This window comes from Agrobacterium pusense, from assembly GCF_900102105.1.
Classification (GTDB): domain Bacteria; phylum Pseudomonadota; class Alphaproteobacteria; order Rhizobiales; family Rhizobiaceae; genus Agrobacterium; species Agrobacterium pusense.
The window spans coordinates 16,418-32,167 of record NZ_FNBB01000015.1 but is presented as its reverse complement, the minus strand read 5'-3'; the positions used below and the strand labels follow the sequence as shown (position 1 = coordinate 32,167).

The following is a 15,750-nucleotide window of genomic DNA, read 5'->3' as shown; positions in this document are numbered from 1 at the left end:
ACCGCACGGCCCGGCTGCCTCATAGGCTTCGGCGCCCGCACAGACGGCGCGGCGATCGAAGGCTCTCTTTGGAACCAGGGGGTGTTCTAGAATACGTTGCGGTGCACATCGCTCATCGCCCGCCGCAGATCATCGATCGCAGATGCCGTCTGTCCTGTTTCATCGTTGAGGGCCGGCGGCATTTTCCAACCCGGGTCGATGCCTTCCATGTTCGGCAGTTCATGGGCGATGCCCTTGTGGCAGTCGATGCAGGTGGCCTTGCCCGTCAGCAGATATTTGGAATGGATATCGGCGGCGCGCTGTGTCTGTTTGGTAAAGTCCATGGCGACGGAGGAGTGGCAGTTGCGGCATTCCAGACTGTCATTGGCCTTGAGGCGCGACCATTCGTGCTGGGCAAGTTCTAGCCGCTTGTCTAGAAACTTCTTGCGGGTGTCGATTGTGCCAAAAATCTTGCCCCAGACTTCCTTGGAAGCCTGCATTTTGCGGGCGATCTTGTCGGTCCATTCATGCGGCACGTGGCAATCGGGACAGGAGGCGCGCACGCCGGAACGGTTGGAGAAATGCACCGTTCGAGTGAGCTCCTCATAAACATTGGCACGCATCTCGTGGCAGGAAATGCAGAAGGCTTCCTTGTTGGTCATCTCGAGCGCGGTGTTAAAGGCGCCCCAGAACATCACGCCACCGACGAAGCCGCCTAGCGTCAGGAAGGCGAGGCTAAGCGTGCCAGCCGGCGTTGTCAGAACCGCCCATAGCCAGGCGAGAAATTTCTTCACACGGGTAATCATCATTCGCTACCCGCCGGTTTGACGCCCATCGTGCTCATGTCCTCAAACGTGCTGGGCACAAGCGGTCGGGTATCAGCCTGCGGGACATGGCAGGCGGTGCAGAAATAACGGCGCGGCGAGACGTCCGCCAGCATCTGGCCTTCGCGCGTCATATAGTGGGTGACGCTGATCATCGGCGCGCCGGAATCCTGCGTGAACTCGCGTTTGTGACAGGAAAGACAGCGGTTGGAATTGACCGAAAGCTGGTAACCGTCGATCGAATGCGGGATGACCGGCGGCTGCTCCGGGTAAGCGCGCATGCGTCTAAAATCGTCGACCACCCATTTCGGCAGGGGTTTGGCGGGTTCGGTCTGCATGGCGTCACCGCGCGGGCCGGACAATTCCGGCACCATCTGCGCAACGGCCCCCGTCGCCAACGCCACGACCAGAAGCGTGGCGGCGATCCATCCGTGTTTCCTGATCATGCGACTGGCTCTATCTTGACTGCGCATTTCTTGAAATCCGTCTGCTTGGAGATGGGATCGGTTGCGTCGAGCGTGACCTTGTTGATGAGCTGGCTGGCATCGAACCAGGGAACGAAGATGACGCCTGGCGGCATGCGGTTGCGGCCGCGCGTCTCCACCCGGGAACGTATTTCGCCGCGACGCGACACGATGCGGATTTCCGCGCCCTGATTGAGGCCGCGCTTTCGCGCATCGTCGGCATTCATGAAACAGCGGGCGCCCGGGAACGCCTTGTAGAGTTCCGGCACACGCATGGTCATGGAACCGGAATGCCAGTGCTCCAGCACGCGGCCCGTCACCAGCCAGGTATCGAATTCCGCATCCGGGGATTCCGCCGGCGGTTCGTAAGGCACGGCAATGATGACCGCCTTGCCGTCCTTGTTGCCGTAGAATTTCACGCCCTCGCCCGGCTTTACATAAGGGTCGTAACCCTCTCGGTAACGCCACAGCGTTTCCTTGCCGTCCACCACCGGCCAGCGCATGCCGCGCACCTCGTGATAGGCATCATAGGGCGCCAGATCATGGCCGTGGCCCCGCCCGAAGGCGGCATATTCCTCAAAGAGACCCTTCTGGAGATAGAATCCGAAGTGTTTTGCTTCCTGGTTTTCGTATTCAGCGTTGATCTCGCTCAGCGGGAACTTGCCGACATCACTGTCCTTGAAGAGCACCTCGTACAGCGTCTTTCCGCGATAGGCGGGATTGGCTTCCAGTATCTCCGCCGGCCACACCTCATCCGTGGTGAAGCGCTTGGAGAATTCCACCAGCTGCCAGAGATCGGAACGCGCCTCACCCGAGGCCTCGACAAGCTGGTGCCAGACATGGGTGCGCCGCTCGGCATTGCCATAGGCTCCCTCCTTTTCCACCCACATGGCGGCGGGCAGGATGAGGTCGGCACTCATAGCCGTGATGGTCGGATAGGCATCGGAAACAACGATGAAGTTTTCCGGGTTACGATAGCCCTGATAGGTCTCGTTCTTGGTGTTGGGACCTGCCTGTACGTTGTTATTGACCTGCACCCAGTAGAAATTCAGCTTGCCGTCATGCAGCATGCGGTCCTGCTGGACGGCGTGGTAACCCGGCTTTTCCGGGATGATGCCGTGCGGGATGCGCCAGATTTCTTCGGCATGTTTGCGGTGCTCGGGGTTGGTCACCGTCATGTCGGCAGGCAGGCGGTGGGCGAAGGTTCCTACCTCACGCGCCGTGCCGCAGGCCGAGGGCTGGCCGGTGAGCGAGAACGGGCTGTTGCCCGGCTCGGAAATCTTACCCGTCAGCAGATGGATGTTATAGACCATCTGGTTGGCCCAGACGCCGCGAACATGCTGGTTGAAACCCATGGTCCAGAGCGACATGACCTTGCGTTTCGGGTCGGCATAAAGCTCGGCCAGCTCCTCCAGAAAACCGGCTTCAACGCCGGTCATGGCTGCGGTCTTTTCCAGCGTGTATTCGGAGACGAATTCCTTGAAGGTTTCGAAATCGATCGCTTCGGTCTTGGTTGGATCGGCGGAATTGGCGGCATTCACCTCAACCGGATTGTCGGGCCGCAGGCCATAACCGATATCGGTGACACCGCGCACGAATTTCGTGTGGTTCCTCACGAAGTCTTCGTTGACGCGTCCGGTCTTGATGATGTGGTTCGCGATGTAATTGAGGATGACGAGATCCGTGCCCGGCTTGAAGACCATCGGAATATCGGCAAGGTCCATGCTGCGATGGGTGAAGGTCGAAAGCACTGCCACCTTCACATGGTCGAAGCCCAGACGCCGGTCGGCAATGCGCGTCCACAGGATGGGATGCATCTCCGCCATGTTCGAACCCCAGAGCACGAAGGCATCGGCATGTTCGAAATCATCGTAACAGCCCATCGGCTCGTCCATGCCGAAGGTGCGCATGAAGGCATAGGCAGCAGACGCCATGCAGTGACGGGCATTAGGATCGAGATTGTTGGAGCGGAAGCCGGCACGCATAAGCTTGGTTGCGGCGTAACCTTCGAAGATCGTCCATTGGCCGGAGCCGAACATGCCGACGGCCGTCGGTCCCTTCTCCTTCAACACCCGCTTGCACTGCGTGGCCATGACGTCGAAGGCCTCGTCCCAGCTCACAGGCTCGAACTCGCCATCCTTGGCGTAGACGCCGTTTCTCTTGCGCAGAAGCGGAGTTTGCAGCCGGTCCTTGCCATACATGATCTTGGACAGGAAATAGCCCTTGATGCAGTTGAGGCCGCGATTGACCTCCGCCTGCATGTCGCCATGGGTGGCGACGACCTTGCCTTCCTTGACGCCGACCATGACGCCGCAGCCCGTGCCGCAGAAACGACAGGGCGCCTTGGACCACTTGATCTGCAATGCGGAAACCCCGCCTGGCACCGGCTGGCCGGCGGCCGGCAGCGCAATGCCCGCCGTTGCCGCCGCAATGCCGGCGGCATGGGCCTTCAATAGATCACGCCGCGTCAGTTCGCTGCTCATCGCCGCTTGTCTCCTCTGTATCGACGTGTTCGAAAACCATGTTGGCGGCAATCACACCGTCGAGCGTCGAAATATAAGTGAGCGTATCGCCCAGCATGCCGGTGCTCGTGCCGTCTATGACAATGACGATCTTGCCGTTGCCCTCGCCATGAACCTCGACATTGTCGAGCGTAAAAAGCGTTGCCAGCACGGCGTCCCGCATCTGCGGCATCACCGCCACCACGGCGCTTGAAACATGATACCGGCCTGTATTTTCAGGCATATTGCATCTCCGTGGCTCTATCTTTGATCTCGATCACGCCGGCCGGGCAGACGGACACGCAGGCCCCGCAGCCGGTGCAGGCATCTTCCAGCAGTTCCGGAACGAAGGGGCCGCCGCGCCGGGGCCGAAACCGGATGGCCTCGGTCGGACAGGCATCGCGGCAGGCCTGACAATCGATATTGCCGAAGGCGAGACACCCCTCACCGATCGCCGTGACGTGACCGAAGCGCTGTGCCGTGGGGGCAGCAAAGACCGGCTCGGGACAGGCCTCAGCACATTTGCCGCAAAAGGTGCATTCCCCGGCGGAGAAATCCACGCAAGGCAAACCGTCCGCCATGGCGATGATGCCGGTAGGACAGGCCTCGACGCATTTTGCGCAACCGCTGCACGCGGCGAGGTCGCTCAACGCGACCCCGGGGGGGCAGATGCGTGGTCTATTTTTTTGCCCGCCGCGCAGGAAATCGCGCCGGCTGAGAGAGACTTCCATCATCATCTCGCCCTCAATGTCCGGGCGGCCCCGGCGGGCCGTAAATGATCTGGAACATCCAGACGATAAAGCCATAGGCTCCAACAAATCCGACCGCCAGAATGGGCCAGATTCCGAAGGCCAGAACGGCGAAGGTCACAAGTTCCCTCGTCCGACCTGGCTTTTCATCTGCGTGTTGAGGCGCGACTATTTTAGGCATATTCGCGTTTCCTATTCGTTTCGAGTCATCATCCCCCAAAAGACAGAAATATTCAACCACTTGATTTCATTGATTATTTATCAAAATTAACATTCATCAAGACGGCTCGCCTAAATCACTGATTTCGCATTGTGCTTCTGCTCAAAAAATAAACATTAGACGGGCAAACAGTGTCTCGCTCTCATCCGCAGGCTCCTGCATCGTCCATGCCAGGCGCGCGCATGAAGGGCAGGAAACTCTGCAACCAGACCCCGAAGCTCACCGCCCACAAAACGGCGCTGAGGCCATGGTGATAGGGAGACAATGTTGCGGCAAAGTCGAATTCCGGGAGGATGCGGACCAGCCCGGCCATCGCCATCAAAAGGGCGGCCAACTGCGCCTGCCATGGAAGATGCGTCAGATTGCGGCCCGTATGCCGCAGCCCGGCAATGATGAAGACGGCCATGATGGCGCATCCAAGCGCCCCGACCGAGAGCAGATGCAGCCCTGCGGCGGGCGTAACGGAAAAACCGAGCCGTATCGCGCCGAGCGCCAGAAAACCCACGCCCGCAAAGGCGTTGCCGAGGCCGAGCAACAGCACCTCGGTCTTAAAGACGGCACGCCCGATGAACCATTCGGCCAGCCGGTCGAAAAAGGCGGCGCCGGCCGCAAGCGAAAGCCAGGCGCAGACATCGCTCTGCGGAAAGAAAAGTTTCGCCGCCATGTAAAGCGTCACCATGGCGCCTGCCATATGCTGGCGGCCGGGATGCGGCCGGTAAGGCGTGGTCTCGCCGCCGGGATCGAGCGCCAGATTGATGACGACCACATTGATACGTGCGGCGGAAAGCGAAAACAGCACGGTGAAAATGCACAGCGCCGCCTCCAGCATGCGGGATGCAAGTTCGAGATCGCCGCTCCACCAGGCATAACGCACACCGGCTTCAGCCGCCGTAAACAGAAGAAGCCAGATAAGGAACGCCAGGTGTTTCATCGTGCGCCGCGCCAGCATCGCCCTGGCGATGAGAACAGAGAGCGCGAGCAGAAAGGCGAGATCGAAAAAACCTGCAAACAGGCTCCCTGCCTCCATCCCGAGAAAGCCGATAAGGCGGCCCGGCAACCAGAGACCGGCGAGATGAAGCAGCGTTCGTCCCTGCGCCGGCTTCGTATCCGTCCATTCCGGCACCGCCGAGCCAAGGAAACCGGCAAGCGCCATGCCATAGGTGCCGTAGATCATTTCATGGGCGTGCCATTGCGATGCAGGCACCGCATCGGCGAAAGGCAGGGCATAACCACCGATGACGATCCACAGGAGGGGCCAGCCCGCACCATGCAGTGCGGCCAGAGGGAAAAACAGCCGCAGGGCTTCGGAAAGGATGGGGGGCTGCCTCATCGCACCCGCTCCCTTGCTGAAAACAATTCGGCGAAGGCCGGGCTCTCGGACAGGCGTTCCGCTTCGTCGAAAACCGTACGCGCCATGCGCCGGCCCGGCGAACCCGCGGGCTTATGCGCGGCAATGACTCGGCCATCGACGCCGGAGAGCACGATCAGCCTGTCGGCAACCAGCAACGCCTCATGAAGATCATGGGTGACGAGAAGGGTGGAAAAACCGCGCCGACGGGCGGCGCCCACCAGAAGCTCCTGCAAATGACGGCGCAGGCCGACATCGACGGCGCTGAAGGGCTCATCCAGAAACAGCATGTCCGGCTCCACGGCGAGCGCCCGCGCCACGCCGGCGCGCTGGCGCATGCCGCCGGAGAGTTCCACCGGATATTTGCCGAAATCAGCCACCTCCAGACCGACCTCCAGCGCAAAAAGGCCCGCCCTTTCGCGCCGCTCCCGTCTCGGCAAGCCGGCCGCCGCAAGGCCGTAGGCAATATTGTCGATAAGCGTCATCCACGGCAGCAGCCTCGGCTCCTGAAACACCAGACCCTGCCGGCGATAATGGCGGTGCACGCGGCCGCGAACAGGATCGATGATACCAGCCGCGATCTGTAAAATCGTCGTCTTGCCGCTGCCGGAGGGGCCGAGCAGCGCCACGGTTTCCCCCGGCGCTATGCCGAGATCGAAATTCTCGAACAGGCTGCGGCCGAGAAAGGCGTGGCCGACATGTTCGAAACGCAGGATGGAACGGTCGCTCATCGTTTGACACCCCATGGCAGTCCGGCGGCGCGCCAGCGTTCCAGCACCTCGCGCAACAGATGCAGCAGGCCGTAATCGGTCAACAGTGCAAGGCCGACCGTGATGGTGAGCCAGGCGCTGACCTGCGCAATGTCGAACAGCGCGCGTGCGGTGGCCAGTTCGCCGCCAATGCCGCCGGAATTCGAAAGGAGCTCGGCCATGACGGTTACTTTCCACGCGCTTCCCGCCGTCGTCGTCCAAGCCGGGAAGAGGTAGGAGAGAACATGCGGCATGGTGACGGTGCGCAGCCGGTAAAACCACGGACCGCCGAAGGCCTGCGCCATCACCTCCAGCTGACGGTCCCGCTTGGCGACACCTTCCAGCGCGCCGGCAAAGGACACGGGAGCCGAGGCGATAATGACGGTCATGACAGCCGTGCCGCCGGACGAGCCGAACCAAATGAGCGCCAGCACGATCCAGCCGATGGGCGGCACGCCGAGTAGAACGGTGACGACAGGCTTCATCAACCGCATGGCCGCGAAGGAATAACCCGCCAGCACGCCCGCTACCGTGCCGATGCCGGCGGCGATACCGAAGCCGGTCAGGGCCCTGACGGCGCTCTGCGCCAGGATAGCGAGGAAATCGGGCCGCGCCGCCAAAAGCCCCATTGCCGCGAAGGTCTCCCCCGGCGAAGGCAGGATGAAGGAGCCATAAATCTCGTGCCCGGCCTGCCAGGCGGCGAGAAAACAGAAACTGCCTGAGAGCCCGGCCCAGCCCGCCCAGAGATAGCGGCCCATCCAACCAAGACTTTCGAGAACGCGGTTCATGCCTGCTACACCAGATAAAACCCTTCATCCGGCCGCCGGCCGCCGATGATTGCCGGGTCTGCCTTGGCAAGTTCATCGTAAAACGCCTCGAGATCGGCGCGCGCAGCGCTCGCCTTAAGGGCGCATAGATGACTTGTCGGGAAGGAGGCCGCGATGATGTCAGGCGGGAAACCCAAGGCATCAGCGGCCGCAGCGGCCGCCGCCTTCGGATCGGCCATAGCGCTGGCAAGCGCCGTCTCCATGGCGGCCTGTAGAGCCTCTATGCCGGACTTGCCAAGCTTTTGCTGGACCAGCGATGTCAAGGCGAGGCCAGCCTGCGGAATTTCAGCCTTGCCGGCCACCTTCGCCCATTCCCGCTGAATATCAATGGTGCGATGGACGGTCATGAAAAACGACTTCGCCTTGATCAGCACAGCGGTTGCGGCCGGTTCGCTGAGCAGCGCCGCATCCACCCTGCCCGTCAGCAGCAATTGCACAGCTTCCGGCGGCGAGGCGGCATATTCCAGCTTGATGTCGCCGGACTTCAAGCCGTTTTCGGCAACGAGGCGATGCAGCACGAAATCGGGCATATCATTCTTGAACGGCAAAGCGAGCGTCTTGCCGGAAAGGCTTTTCAGGGAGTTCAGCGTCTCGTCTTTCGAAACGATATAGAGCAGGCCCGTGGTCAGCACGTTCAACAGCCCGAGGCCGAGACCGCGATTATGGAGATTGGCGGCGCCGTAGCTCGGCATCACCACCGCCCCCATGGAACCGGAGGCAACGGCGGCGCGCATTTCATCCGGTGTTTTCCAGGCTTTGAAGAATGCTCCGGGTGCGACATCCTTCAGGAACCCGCCCTTTACCGCATGGGCCAGCACCGCGGAGGGCGCGGCCGGAGGGCCATAAAAGGTGAGCGGCGCTTCCGCCTTCGCGACATGCGGTGCGGCAAGTGTCGCCACCGCGAGCCCGGAAAAGGCCGAAAGAGCCTGACGACGGGTGAAATGATGGGCCATGGTCCTGATCCTTTCGCGCCGGAAGCGCCCTGATGCGCGTGACGCCCGCTCAGACCGTTTTCCGGTCCCGGCGCGTCGCCACCCCGGAAATGACATTTTGCAAGCGCCCGCTCTTTGCGCAGGATCAAACAGAGCCGAAAACAGGGATTATTCACCCTTCTTGAGTGAGAGCGCGTCCCGCAGGAGCCGCGAGCCCTCCTGAGCGGCGGCGGCGATATCGAGAAACATCAGGCTTGCGGTTTCAACCACGCCTTCATCCACCGTGTCGTCTTCGGCGAAATCGCAGAGCATCTCGGTAAGGAGCGCGATCTTGCGACGCTCCTCACGGGCGGCGGCAAGAAGCTTGACGATATTGCGCTGGCGCTCGAAATCCTCGAGTTCGCGCAGCGCCTCGTGCACCCTGTCGCGGCAGCTGCAATCAAGCGCGCTCTGCAAGACAATATCGCGCACCAGATGGATTGCCGCCGCGATATCCGCTCCGCCCGGTGCCGCTGCGGGCAGCTTTTGCTCGCTTTGCCCGTTCGTCGTCATGCATTCACCCCATGCGCCGTGTTGCGGGCACGGGCGATCCAGGCCGCCCCTTCCTGCCCGTGGTGGAAACCATTGGAAAAGGGCACGTCCGGGTAGATTTGCCCGAGACGTGCAAGACCGTCTTCCGCCTCCCGCCTGCCGGCCAGAACGTCGTGATGGATTTGCGCCACCGCAACCATGTCGCAGTCCTGCGGCGACAGCCGGAAGCGGGAAATGCCGGCGGCGGCTAGGTCCTGCAATTCGCCAAGCAGCGACTGGCAGGTATGCGACACCGTCTGTACGCCGTTCAGCGCCAGAAACGACTGCCGGTCAAGCGTGCGTACTGGCAATCCATCCGGATCGTCGCCGCAGACGAACTGGCAATTATCCTTGATATTGCCCTTGGCGCGGGCATGGGCGCAGCGCGCCGAAATGGCGAGCGGCAGGCGGCCGAAGGCGAAGATCTCAAAGTCCACATCAGGCGTCTGCGCCACGATGCGCTCCACCGAGGTCATCGGCAGTTCCGGCGGCAGGCAGATGGCGCTCGCGCCGCGAGACGACAGCAACCGCGCGGTCGCGGCATTATAGACATTCACCATCGGCCCGACGACATGCGGGGTGCCGTGCAGCATGCCGAGCGCGGAAAGATCGTTCGCCTCGACCGGATAGGGACTGTCGGCGATCAGACTGCGCAGGTGGCGGCTTTCCCGCTCCAGCGTCACCAGCGAAAGCGTCGAGAGGATCACCTGTTTTCCGGCACTCTCCAGCCGCTCGATCACCTCTGCCAGATGCGGCTCGGTGAAATGAAACCGTTTGGAGCAGACGGTTTCACCGAGATAAACATGGCTGACGGGCGCTTCATCGGCGATGCGGAAATAGAAATCTCGCCATTTCTCCCCCTGCCAGAGATAGAGGACCGGGCCGAGCGCCAATGTGGTTTTTGCGGGTTTTGCCATCGCCGTCATCTCCAGCGTTTCTCATAAGCGCCGACGGTGGTGCGCTGGCCTTCGCTTAGGAGCCGCAGGCGCGAGAGCAGCCGTCCCCGTTCTTCGGCGCTAGCGGCCAGCGCCCGGTGCAGGGTGGAAACCACTTCCGCCACATAGGCCTTGCCGCGCTGGCGGCCCTCGATCTTCAGTGCGCTGACGCCCGCCTCGCGCAAGGCATCGATCTGGTCCATCACATCAAGCGACACCGGATCCTCAAAGGCATAGGACCTGTCATCGGCGATCTCGAAACGGCCCTTGCACAGCGTGGGGTAACCCGCCGCCTCGCCGGCCGGAAAACGGTTGATGGTGTAATCGCCAAGTTCCGACACCAGCGCCTGCCCGTCCTGCCGGTAGCGGACGTGGCTTGCCGGCGAACAGACGCCGTTCATGTTGGGTGACTTGCCTGTGGCGTAAGACGACAGCGAGCAGCGCCCCTCCGCCATGACGCAGAGACCGCCGAACACGAAAATTTCGATCTCGCAGCGGATTTGCCGCGCCAACCGGGCGATGTCGGGGATAGTCAGGGTGCGCGGTAGCACCACGCGTTTCGCGCCGAAGGCATCGACGAGGAAATTCACCGCATCCGCATTGGAGGCGGAGGCCTGCACGGAGACGTGGATACGCTGCTGCGGATGATGTTCCGCCACATGCGCCATCAGGCCGAAATCGGCAAGGATAAGTGCGTCCGCCCCCGCCTTCACGGCATCGGCCGCGCCGCGATACCAGATATCCTCATTGCCAGCACGCATGAAGGTGTTGAGCGCCACGAAGGTCTGTACACCGCGCTTTTTTGCGTAAACGATGGCCTCGGCAAGTTCCTCGCGGGAAAAATTAAGGCCGGGGAAATTGCGGGCATTGGTTTCATCGCTAAAACCGCAATAGACCGCATCCGCCCCGGCATCCACGGCCTCGCGGAAGGCGGCAGGCGTTCCTGCAGGACAGATCAGTTCCATGCCTCGCCTCCCCGCGTTTCGGATAGAACATGGCCGCGCAGGCGGTTCGCAAGGCCCGTTACCATTGGCGCGAAAGGTCCAGCAAATGCACCGAGATCGCGCGGCAGATCGATGCCGCTGTCATCGAGCGCATTGCGCAGCGCCAGCATCGCCTCCATGTCGCCGGTGACGCTGAGATCACGCGAAAAGAACAGCGCATCGGCATCCTGCCGCCCCTCCATCAGCGCAAGCAGCATGAAAAGCGGTCCCTCGACCGCCGCATCCGCCTTGGCCAAGCGAGCCTTGCGGCTGACGGTGATGGCGGGACCTGCCGGCTCGACCATGAAGGCGAAGGGGAGATCGACGGGCAGAAAGGCGTAGCGCTTGCCACGATGTTCACCGAGCCGGACGAACATATACGGATGCCGCTTCATGATCTGTGCCAGCATCGCCGCCGTCGCTCGCTGCAACACGGCAAGGGGTAGGAAATTCAGGGGGCGGGCGATGGCGGCGGGAAAAGATCTCATGAAAGGTCCTGTCGGCTCAGTTGCGGGCGGCAACCTAACCGCAGCGCGCGGGGTGGCGGTTTGAGCGAACGCAAAGACAGGGAAATTTTCGGGTGCGCCTTCACAAAAGCCGCTATAATTCATTCACTTGCCAAGCGACGGAGGCCGCCCGTGTCCGATTTAAGGGTCAAACGGATTTACGAACCCGCCAGCGACGATGACGGCGCGCGCATTCTGGTGGACCGGCTCTGGCCGCGCGGCATGAGCAAGGACAACGCAAAGCTCTCCCTGTGGATGAAGGACATCGCTCCCAGCAACGAATTGCGCAAAAACTTCTCCCATATACCGTCTCGCTTTGAGGAATTTACCCGGCATTATCATAAGGAACTCTCGGCCAATCCCGATGCCGTGGCGCACATGAAGGAGCTGATGGCGAAAGGCCGGGTCACGCTGCTTTATGCCGCCCATGATATCGAACATAACCACGCCCTGGTTCTCGCCGACTATCTTCGTTCGCATTGAAGCCGCATTTGCGGCAGCGCAAGGACATGCCGCACTGCCATCGGCAAACAGGCGGCATGAGAGACGAGAAAACAGAAACTAAACCCGCCCACGCAGCCGATCTGCGCAGTTTCGCCCGGTTGCTGGAAGAACGCGGGCAGCTGCGGCGAATTCGCCAGCCGGTCTCGCTGTTGCACGAAATCACCGAAATCCACCGCCGCGTGCTCGCCGATGGCGGGCCGGCGCTGCTTTTCGAGCAACCCGTCGACCATGAGGCAAAGGTGCGGGACATGCCGCTGCTTGCCAATCTTTTCGGCACGCGGCAACGTATCGAGTGGGGGCTGGGGCTTGAGACCGGCGGCCTGCCCGCACTTGGACAAAAGCTCGCCGAATTACGCGAGCCGCGACCACCGAAATCCATGGCCGAGGCATGGGGTAAGCTGCATTTGCTGAAAGCCGCACTTTCGATGCGGACACGCAACGTCTCACGCGCGCCGGTGCAGGAAAGGGTGCTGACGGGCGATGCTGTCGACCTCGCCCGCCTGCCGGTGCAATGGTGCTGGCCGGGCGAACCGGCCCCGCTCGTCACCTGGCCGCTGGTCATCACCCGTTCGCCTGACGATCCCGATGATATCAATGTCGGCATCTATCGCATGCAGGTGCTGGGCCCGGACAGGGTGATCATACGCTGGCTGGCGCATCGCGGCGGCGCGCATCACCACCGGCTGTGGCGAGCGCGCGGGCTGGATATGCCCGTTACCGTCGCCATCGGTGCCGATCCCGCCACCATTCTCGCCGCCGTCATGCCGCTTCCCGACCATATCAGCGAGCTTGGCTTCTCCGGCCTGCTGCGCGGCTCGAAAAGCCGCATTGCCAGAGCCTTGACCGTGCCGATGCCGGTGCCCGCCAATGCCGAAATCGTGCTGGAAGGGACCGTCTCAGTAACGGAAACGGCCCTGGAAGGACCTTATGGCGACCATACCGGCTATTATAATTCGGTCGAAGCCTTTCCGATCATGACGCTCTCGGCAATCACCATGCGCCGCGATCCGATCTATCTTTCCACCTATACCGGCCGGCCGCCGGATGAGCCTTCGGTTCTCGGCGAGGCCATGCTTGACATTTTCCTGCCGCTCGTGAAAAAGCAGTTTACGGAAATCGTCGATCTGTGGATGCCGCCGGAGGCCTGTTCCTACCGCATCATGGTCGCCTCCATCGACAAGCGTTATCCCGGTCAGGCAAAGCGGGTGATGATGGGTCTCTGGTCGATGCTGCCGCAGTTCAGCTATGTGAAGCTCATCATTCTGGTCGATCCCGACATTGATGTGCGCAACTGGGCGGACGTCGTCTGGGCGCTCTCAACCCGTTTCGACGCTTCGCGCGATACGACGATCATAAACGATACGCCAATCGATTATCTCGACTTCGCCTCGCCGAAAGCCGGGCTCGGCGGCAAGATGGGGCTGGATGCGACCCGCAAGCTGCCGCCGGAAACGGAGCGCGAATGGGGCCGTGTGCTGTCGATGACGCCTGACGTGATCGCGAAAGTGGATCTGATGTGGCGCGATCTCGGCCTTGGAGAACGGCCATGACCCCGTGCCGCGTCGTGGTTGGCGTCACCGGCGCCTCGGGTGCCGGCATTTCGTTGCGGATCGTCGAGCGCCTCGCCGAGATGAAAAGCGTCGAAATCCATCTCGTCCTGTCGCAATCGGCCAGGCGCACCGTGCTGCATGAGGAAGGTGCGCAAGCCATGGGGCGCATGTTGTCGCTCGCCAGCGTCAACCACGCCGTCGATGATATCGGCGCGGCAATTGCCAGCGGCTCCTTTCCGACCAAAGGCATGATCGTTGCGCCCTGCTCCATGCGCACACTTACGGCCATTGCAACCGGGTTTTCGGACAATCTTCTCACCCGCGCCGCCGATGTGCATCTGAAGGAACGCCGGAAACTTGTGCTGATGACGCGCGAGACGCCGCTGCATCTCATCCATCTGCGCAACATGTGCACGGTGACGGAGGCAGGTGCGATCGTCATGCCGCCGGTGCCGGCCTTTTACAACCGGCCGCAACGCGTCTTCGATATTGTCGATCAGCTCGCCGCCCGCGCCATCGATCAGCTCGGTATCGCGCCCGCGCCGCAGGCGCCGATATGGCAGCCGCATATGGAGAAGGCGCGCTAAACGATCAGAGATAGGCCATGGGGTCCGCGCCGAAAAGCATGGCATGGCCGCCGGCCAACAGCCACCAGACCATCAACCCTGTCAGCAAGGCGGCTAGTAGCATCGGCCCGTCCACCGCGAGGCGCGTTTTACCCGAAAGCAATGCTACGAAAGGGATCGTTGCATTTTTAGCAGCCGCCGCGCTCCATGCATCACCCAGTCTTTTTCGCGCGCGTTTTTCGGTCATCGCCATCCCGCCAAGCGAAAACAGCGCAAAACCGCCGAACAGGATGACGGAACGCAGGTCGCCATTTGGCACAACATGACCGAGCGACCAGAACAGAAAGCCGACGAGTACCGGGTGCCGCGTGATGCGCACGATTGCCCCCGGTATATCTCCCTGCCGCACGGAAATAGAAAGCGGATTGACGCTGAGAAGGCCGGCCAGCACGAAAAACAGGCCAATTGGAGCAGCGAGAAACGTGACATGCGCCTGCCAGGGCGCGACATCCCAAAGCGGAATATAATCGACCGACAGCGCGGCATAAAATACCCAGCCCAGCGTCAGAAGCGAAACGGCGGAATAACTCCCGAAATAGGCGGGCCTGCCGATGGCCGCGATCAGCCGGCCGCGCACGGCAGGTACGGCGGGAATGGAATGCAGCGCTACGAAAAGCGAAAGAGCGGCGACAAGTTCAAGCATGCGATTGCCTTTTCACTGGTTCAGGAACAGCACCGAAGCAATGGCCACGGAGGCAAGCACGGCGGAAACCGCACCCATGCGCTGCAACACACCCATACGGTACAACAGCACCGCAAAGCCAATGATAATAGGGGTTGCGACAATCAGCCCGACCTGCGCGTCGTTCATGGGAAGCTCCATTTTCCAGAGTTGCGCTTTGTCATGACAATAGGACTTTGCACGCTCCCTTCTTTGACCGACCGCAAAGAAGCGGGGTTTGAGGACGCCTAAGCGTGGCTTGCTGTTTTACCATTACGGACAAGACCATGGCGATCAATACGGAAGAGGAAAGCGGAAACCTGCTTTTGTGGATTCTGGTCTGGAGCGAACTTGCCGCTTTCGGCGCGCTGACCGGCGCCTTCATCATTGCCTTCACCCTCAATCCCGATGCATTTGCCGCCGCGCGCCAGCATCTGCAGCCACAACTTGCCGGCCTCAACACACTGATTTTGCTGGCGAGCGGCTGGCAGGCGGCCGTTGCGGCCAGTCGCCCCACCGCGCTGCCGGGCAGAAGGCGGGCGCTCGCGCTTGCCGGCCTGCTGGGCTTCGTTTTCGTCGGCGTAAAACTCTATGAATACTCCACCGAAATCGCATTCGCCTCCGATCCCGCCTATGGCGCTTTCTTCGAGCTTTATTTTCTGCTCACCGGCTTCCACCTGCTGCATGTCGTCTTCGTGGCCGTACTGCTGTTTCTCGTCGCAGTCTTCCCGAAAAACGAGAACGTCACGCTGGTGACGACGCTGTGGCATGTGATCGATCTCGTCTGGATCGTCATTTTTCCGGTTATTTACCTGGTTTGAC

General features: G+C 61.4%; 20 protein-coding genes. 4 read left to right on the top strand and 16 right to left on the bottom strand.

Annotated features, from left to right (window positions below):
* Positions 1-86 precede the first annotated feature (86 nt).
* The 14 genes from BLU28_RS23450 to ubiT form a co-directional block, all read right to left on the bottom strand.
* The gene (locus BLU28_RS23450) at positions 87-788 is read right to left on the bottom strand and encodes a cytochrome c3 family protein (RefSeq protein WP_077986030.1); all 702 of its coding nucleotides are present in this window, start codon (positions 786-788) and stop codon (positions 87-89) included.
* Complete coding sequence (locus tag BLU28_RS23445; RefSeq protein ID WP_077986031.1) at positions 785-1,276, bottom strand: nitrate reductase cytochrome c-type subunit; 492 nt, start codon at positions 1,274-1,276, stop codon at positions 785-787. The genes BLU28_RS23450 and BLU28_RS23445 overlap by 4 nt, the downstream gene beginning before the upstream one ends.
* The gene (gene napA / locus BLU28_RS23440) at positions 1,246-3,750 is read right to left on the bottom strand and encodes a periplasmic nitrate reductase subunit alpha (RefSeq protein WP_077986032.1); all 2,505 of its coding nucleotides are present in this window, start codon (positions 3,748-3,750) and stop codon (positions 1,246-1,248) included. Before napA ends, BLU28_RS23445 begins: the two co-directional genes overlap by 31 nt.
* The gene (locus BLU28_RS23435; RefSeq protein WP_064263844.1) at positions 3,725-4,012 is read right to left on the bottom strand and encodes a chaperone NapD; all 288 of its coding nucleotides are present in this window, start codon (positions 4,010-4,012) and stop codon (positions 3,725-3,727) included. Before BLU28_RS23435 ends, napA begins: the two co-directional genes overlap by 26 nt.
* Entirely contained in the window at positions 4,005-4,505 is a 501-nt protein-coding gene (locus BLU28_RS23430) for a ferredoxin-type protein NapF (protein WP_034499579.1), read from the bottom strand. The genes BLU28_RS23435 and BLU28_RS23430 overlap by 8 nt, the downstream gene beginning before the upstream one ends.
* A 7-nt stretch (positions 4,506-4,512) precedes the next feature.
* Positions 4,513-4,698, bottom strand: coding sequence for a periplasmic nitrate reductase, NapE protein (gene napE / locus BLU28_RS23425; protein ID WP_022557563.1), 186 nt, complete (start codon positions 4,696-4,698; stop codon positions 4,513-4,515).
* 181 nt (positions 4,699-4,879) lie between these two features.
* On the bottom strand, positions 4,880-6,067 hold the full coding sequence (locus BLU28_RS23420; RefSeq protein ID WP_077986033.1) for an NnrS family protein: 1,188 nt from the start codon (positions 6,065-6,067) through the stop codon (positions 4,880-4,882).
* On the bottom strand, positions 6,064-6,816 hold the full coding sequence (locus BLU28_RS23415; protein WP_034499575.1) for an ATP-binding cassette domain-containing protein: 753 nt from the start codon (positions 6,814-6,816) through the stop codon (positions 6,064-6,066). The genes BLU28_RS23420 and BLU28_RS23415 overlap by 4 nt, the downstream gene beginning before the upstream one ends.
* On the bottom strand, positions 6,813-7,622 hold the full coding sequence (locus tag BLU28_RS23410; protein WP_077986034.1) for an ABC transporter permease: 810 nt from the start codon (positions 7,620-7,622) through the stop codon (positions 6,813-6,815). The genes BLU28_RS23415 and BLU28_RS23410 overlap by 4 nt, the downstream gene beginning before the upstream one ends.
* A gap of 5 nt (positions 7,623-7,627) precedes the next feature.
* A complete protein-coding gene (locus tag BLU28_RS23405; RefSeq protein WP_077986037.1) occupies positions 7,628-8,614 on the bottom strand; it encodes an ABC transporter substrate-binding protein in 987 nt (328 codons plus the stop codon).
* 147 nt (positions 8,615-8,761) lie between these two features.
* A complete protein-coding gene (locus tag BLU28_RS23400; protein WP_022557558.1) occupies positions 8,762-9,145 on the bottom strand; it encodes a hypothetical protein in 384 nt (127 codons plus the stop codon).
* Positions 9,142-10,080 (bottom strand): ubiquinone anaerobic biosynthesis protein UbiV, encoded by a 939-nt coding sequence (ubiV, locus tag BLU28_RS23395; RefSeq protein ID WP_034499926.1) that lies wholly within the window; start codon positions 10,078-10,080, stop codon positions 9,142-9,144. The genes BLU28_RS23400 and ubiV overlap by 4 nt, the downstream gene beginning before the upstream one ends.
* A 5-nt stretch (positions 10,081-10,085) precedes the next feature.
* Positions 10,086-11,063 (bottom strand): ubiquinone anaerobic biosynthesis protein UbiU, encoded by a 978-nt coding sequence (gene ubiU, locus BLU28_RS23390; protein ID WP_022557556.1) that lies wholly within the window; start codon positions 11,061-11,063, stop codon positions 10,086-10,088.
* On the bottom strand, positions 11,054-11,569 hold the full coding sequence (gene ubiT / locus BLU28_RS23385; protein WP_034499567.1) for a ubiquinone anaerobic biosynthesis accessory factor UbiT: 516 nt from the start codon (positions 11,567-11,569) through the stop codon (positions 11,054-11,056). Before ubiT ends, ubiU begins: the two co-directional genes overlap by 10 nt.
* A gap of 150 nt (positions 11,570-11,719) precedes the next feature.
* On the opposite strand from ubiT, the gene BLU28_RS23380 reads away from it, so the two are divergent.
* The 3 genes from BLU28_RS23380 to BLU28_RS23370 are packed head-to-tail and all read left to right on the top strand — an operon-like array spanning position 11,720 to position 14,228.
* The gene (locus BLU28_RS23380; RefSeq protein WP_022557554.1) at positions 11,720-12,070 is read left to right on the top strand and encodes a DUF488 domain-containing protein; all 351 of its coding nucleotides are present in this window, start codon (positions 11,720-11,722) and stop codon (positions 12,068-12,070) included.
* A 56-nt stretch (positions 12,071-12,126) separates the two neighbouring features.
* The gene (locus BLU28_RS23375; protein WP_175477731.1) at positions 12,127-13,641 is read left to right on the top strand and encodes a UbiD family decarboxylase; all 1,515 of its coding nucleotides are present in this window, start codon (positions 12,127-12,129) and stop codon (positions 13,639-13,641) included.
* Positions 13,638-14,228: a UbiX family flavin prenyltransferase gene (locus BLU28_RS23370; RefSeq protein ID WP_077986038.1), complete on the top strand. Its 591-nt coding sequence runs from the start codon at positions 13,638-13,640 to the stop codon at positions 14,226-14,228. The genes BLU28_RS23375 and BLU28_RS23370 overlap by 4 nt, the downstream gene beginning before the upstream one ends.
* Before the next feature lie 4 nt (positions 14,229-14,232).
* On the opposite strand, the gene BLU28_RS23365 is transcribed toward BLU28_RS23370, so the two are convergent.
* Both BLU28_RS23365 and BLU28_RS23360 read right to left on the bottom strand, forming a co-directional pair.
* Positions 14,233-14,910: an NnrU family protein gene (locus tag BLU28_RS23365; RefSeq protein WP_077986039.1), complete on the bottom strand. Its 678-nt coding sequence runs from the start codon at positions 14,908-14,910 to the stop codon at positions 14,233-14,235.
* 12 nt (positions 14,911-14,922) lie between these two features.
* Positions 14,923-15,078, bottom strand: coding sequence for a hypothetical protein (locus BLU28_RS23360; RefSeq protein ID WP_003520964.1), 156 nt, complete (start codon positions 15,076-15,078; stop codon positions 14,923-14,925).
* 137 nt (positions 15,079-15,215) lie between these two features.
* Here BLU28_RS23360 and BLU28_RS23355 point away from each other — a divergent pair, with 137 nt between their 5' ends.
* Positions 15,216-15,749, top strand: coding sequence for a cytochrome c oxidase subunit 3 (locus BLU28_RS23355; protein WP_077986040.1), 534 nt, complete (start codon positions 15,216-15,218; stop codon positions 15,747-15,749).
* The last annotated feature ends 1 nt before the right edge of the window (position 15,750 follow it).

Bases quoted from the DNA above. Each gene is read 5' to 3' on its own strand.
- BLU28_RS23450 (WP_077986030.1), bottom strand. From the start codon at position 788: ATGATGATTACCCGTGTGAAGAAATTTCTCGCCTGGCTATGGGCGGTT.
- BLU28_RS23445 (WP_077986031.1), bottom strand. From the start codon at position 1,276: ATGCGCAGTCAAGATAGAGCCAGTCGCATGATCAGGAAACACGGATGG.
- napA (WP_077986032.1), bottom strand. From the start codon at position 3,750: ATGAGCAGCGAACTGACGCGGCGTGATCTATTGAAGGCCCATGCCGCC.
- BLU28_RS23435 (WP_064263844.1), bottom strand. From the start codon at position 4,012: ATGCCTGAAAATACAGGCCGGTATCATGTTTCAAGCGCCGTGGTGGCG.
- BLU28_RS23430 (WP_034499579.1), bottom strand. From the start codon at position 4,505: ATGATGATGGAAGTCTCTCTCAGCCGGCGCGATTTCCTGCGCGGCGGG.
- napE (WP_022557563.1), bottom strand. From the start codon at position 4,698: ATGCCTAAAATAGTCGCGCCTCAACACGCAGATGAAAAGCCAGGTCGG.
- BLU28_RS23420 (WP_077986033.1), bottom strand. From the start codon at position 6,067: ATGAGGCAGCCCCCCATCCTTTCCGAAGCCCTGCGGCTGTTTTTCCCT.
- BLU28_RS23415 (WP_034499575.1), bottom strand. From the start codon at position 6,816: ATGAGCGACCGTTCCATCCTGCGTTTCGAACATGTCGGCCACGCCTTT.
- BLU28_RS23410 (WP_077986034.1), bottom strand. From the start codon at position 7,622: ATGAACCGCGTTCTCGAAAGTCTTGGTTGGATGGGCCGCTATCTCTGG.
- BLU28_RS23405 (WP_077986037.1), bottom strand. From the start codon at position 8,614: ATGGCCCATCATTTCACCCGTCGTCAGGCTCTTTCGGCCTTTTCCGGG.
- BLU28_RS23400 (WP_022557558.1), bottom strand. From the start codon at position 9,145: ATGACGACGAACGGGCAAAGCGAGCAAAAGCTGCCCGCAGCGGCACCG.
- ubiV (WP_034499926.1), bottom strand. From the start codon at position 10,080: ATGGCAAAACCCGCAAAAACCACATTGGCGCTCGGCCCGGTCCTCTAT.
- ubiU (WP_022557556.1), bottom strand. From the start codon at position 11,063: ATGGAACTGATCTGTCCTGCAGGAACGCCTGCCGCCTTCCGCGAGGCC.
- ubiT (WP_034499567.1), bottom strand. From the start codon at position 11,569: ATGAGATCTTTTCCCGCCGCCATCGCCCGCCCCCTGAATTTCCTACCC.
- BLU28_RS23375 (WP_175477731.1), top strand. From the start codon at position 12,127: ATGAGAGACGAGAAAACAGAAACTAAACCCGCCCACGCAGCCGATCTG.
- BLU28_RS23370 (WP_077986038.1), top strand. From the start codon at position 13,638: ATGACCCCGTGCCGCGTCGTGGTTGGCGTCACCGGCGCCTCGGGTGCC.
- BLU28_RS23365 (WP_077986039.1), bottom strand. From the start codon at position 14,910: ATGCTTGAACTTGTCGCCGCTCTTTCGCTTTTCGTAGCGCTGCATTCC.
- BLU28_RS23360 (WP_003520964.1), bottom strand. From the start codon at position 15,078: ATGAACGACGCGCAGGTCGGGCTGATTGTCGCAACCCCTATTATCATT.
- BLU28_RS23355 (WP_077986040.1), top strand. From the start codon at position 15,216: ATGGCGATCAATACGGAAGAGGAAAGCGGAAACCTGCTTTTGTGGATT.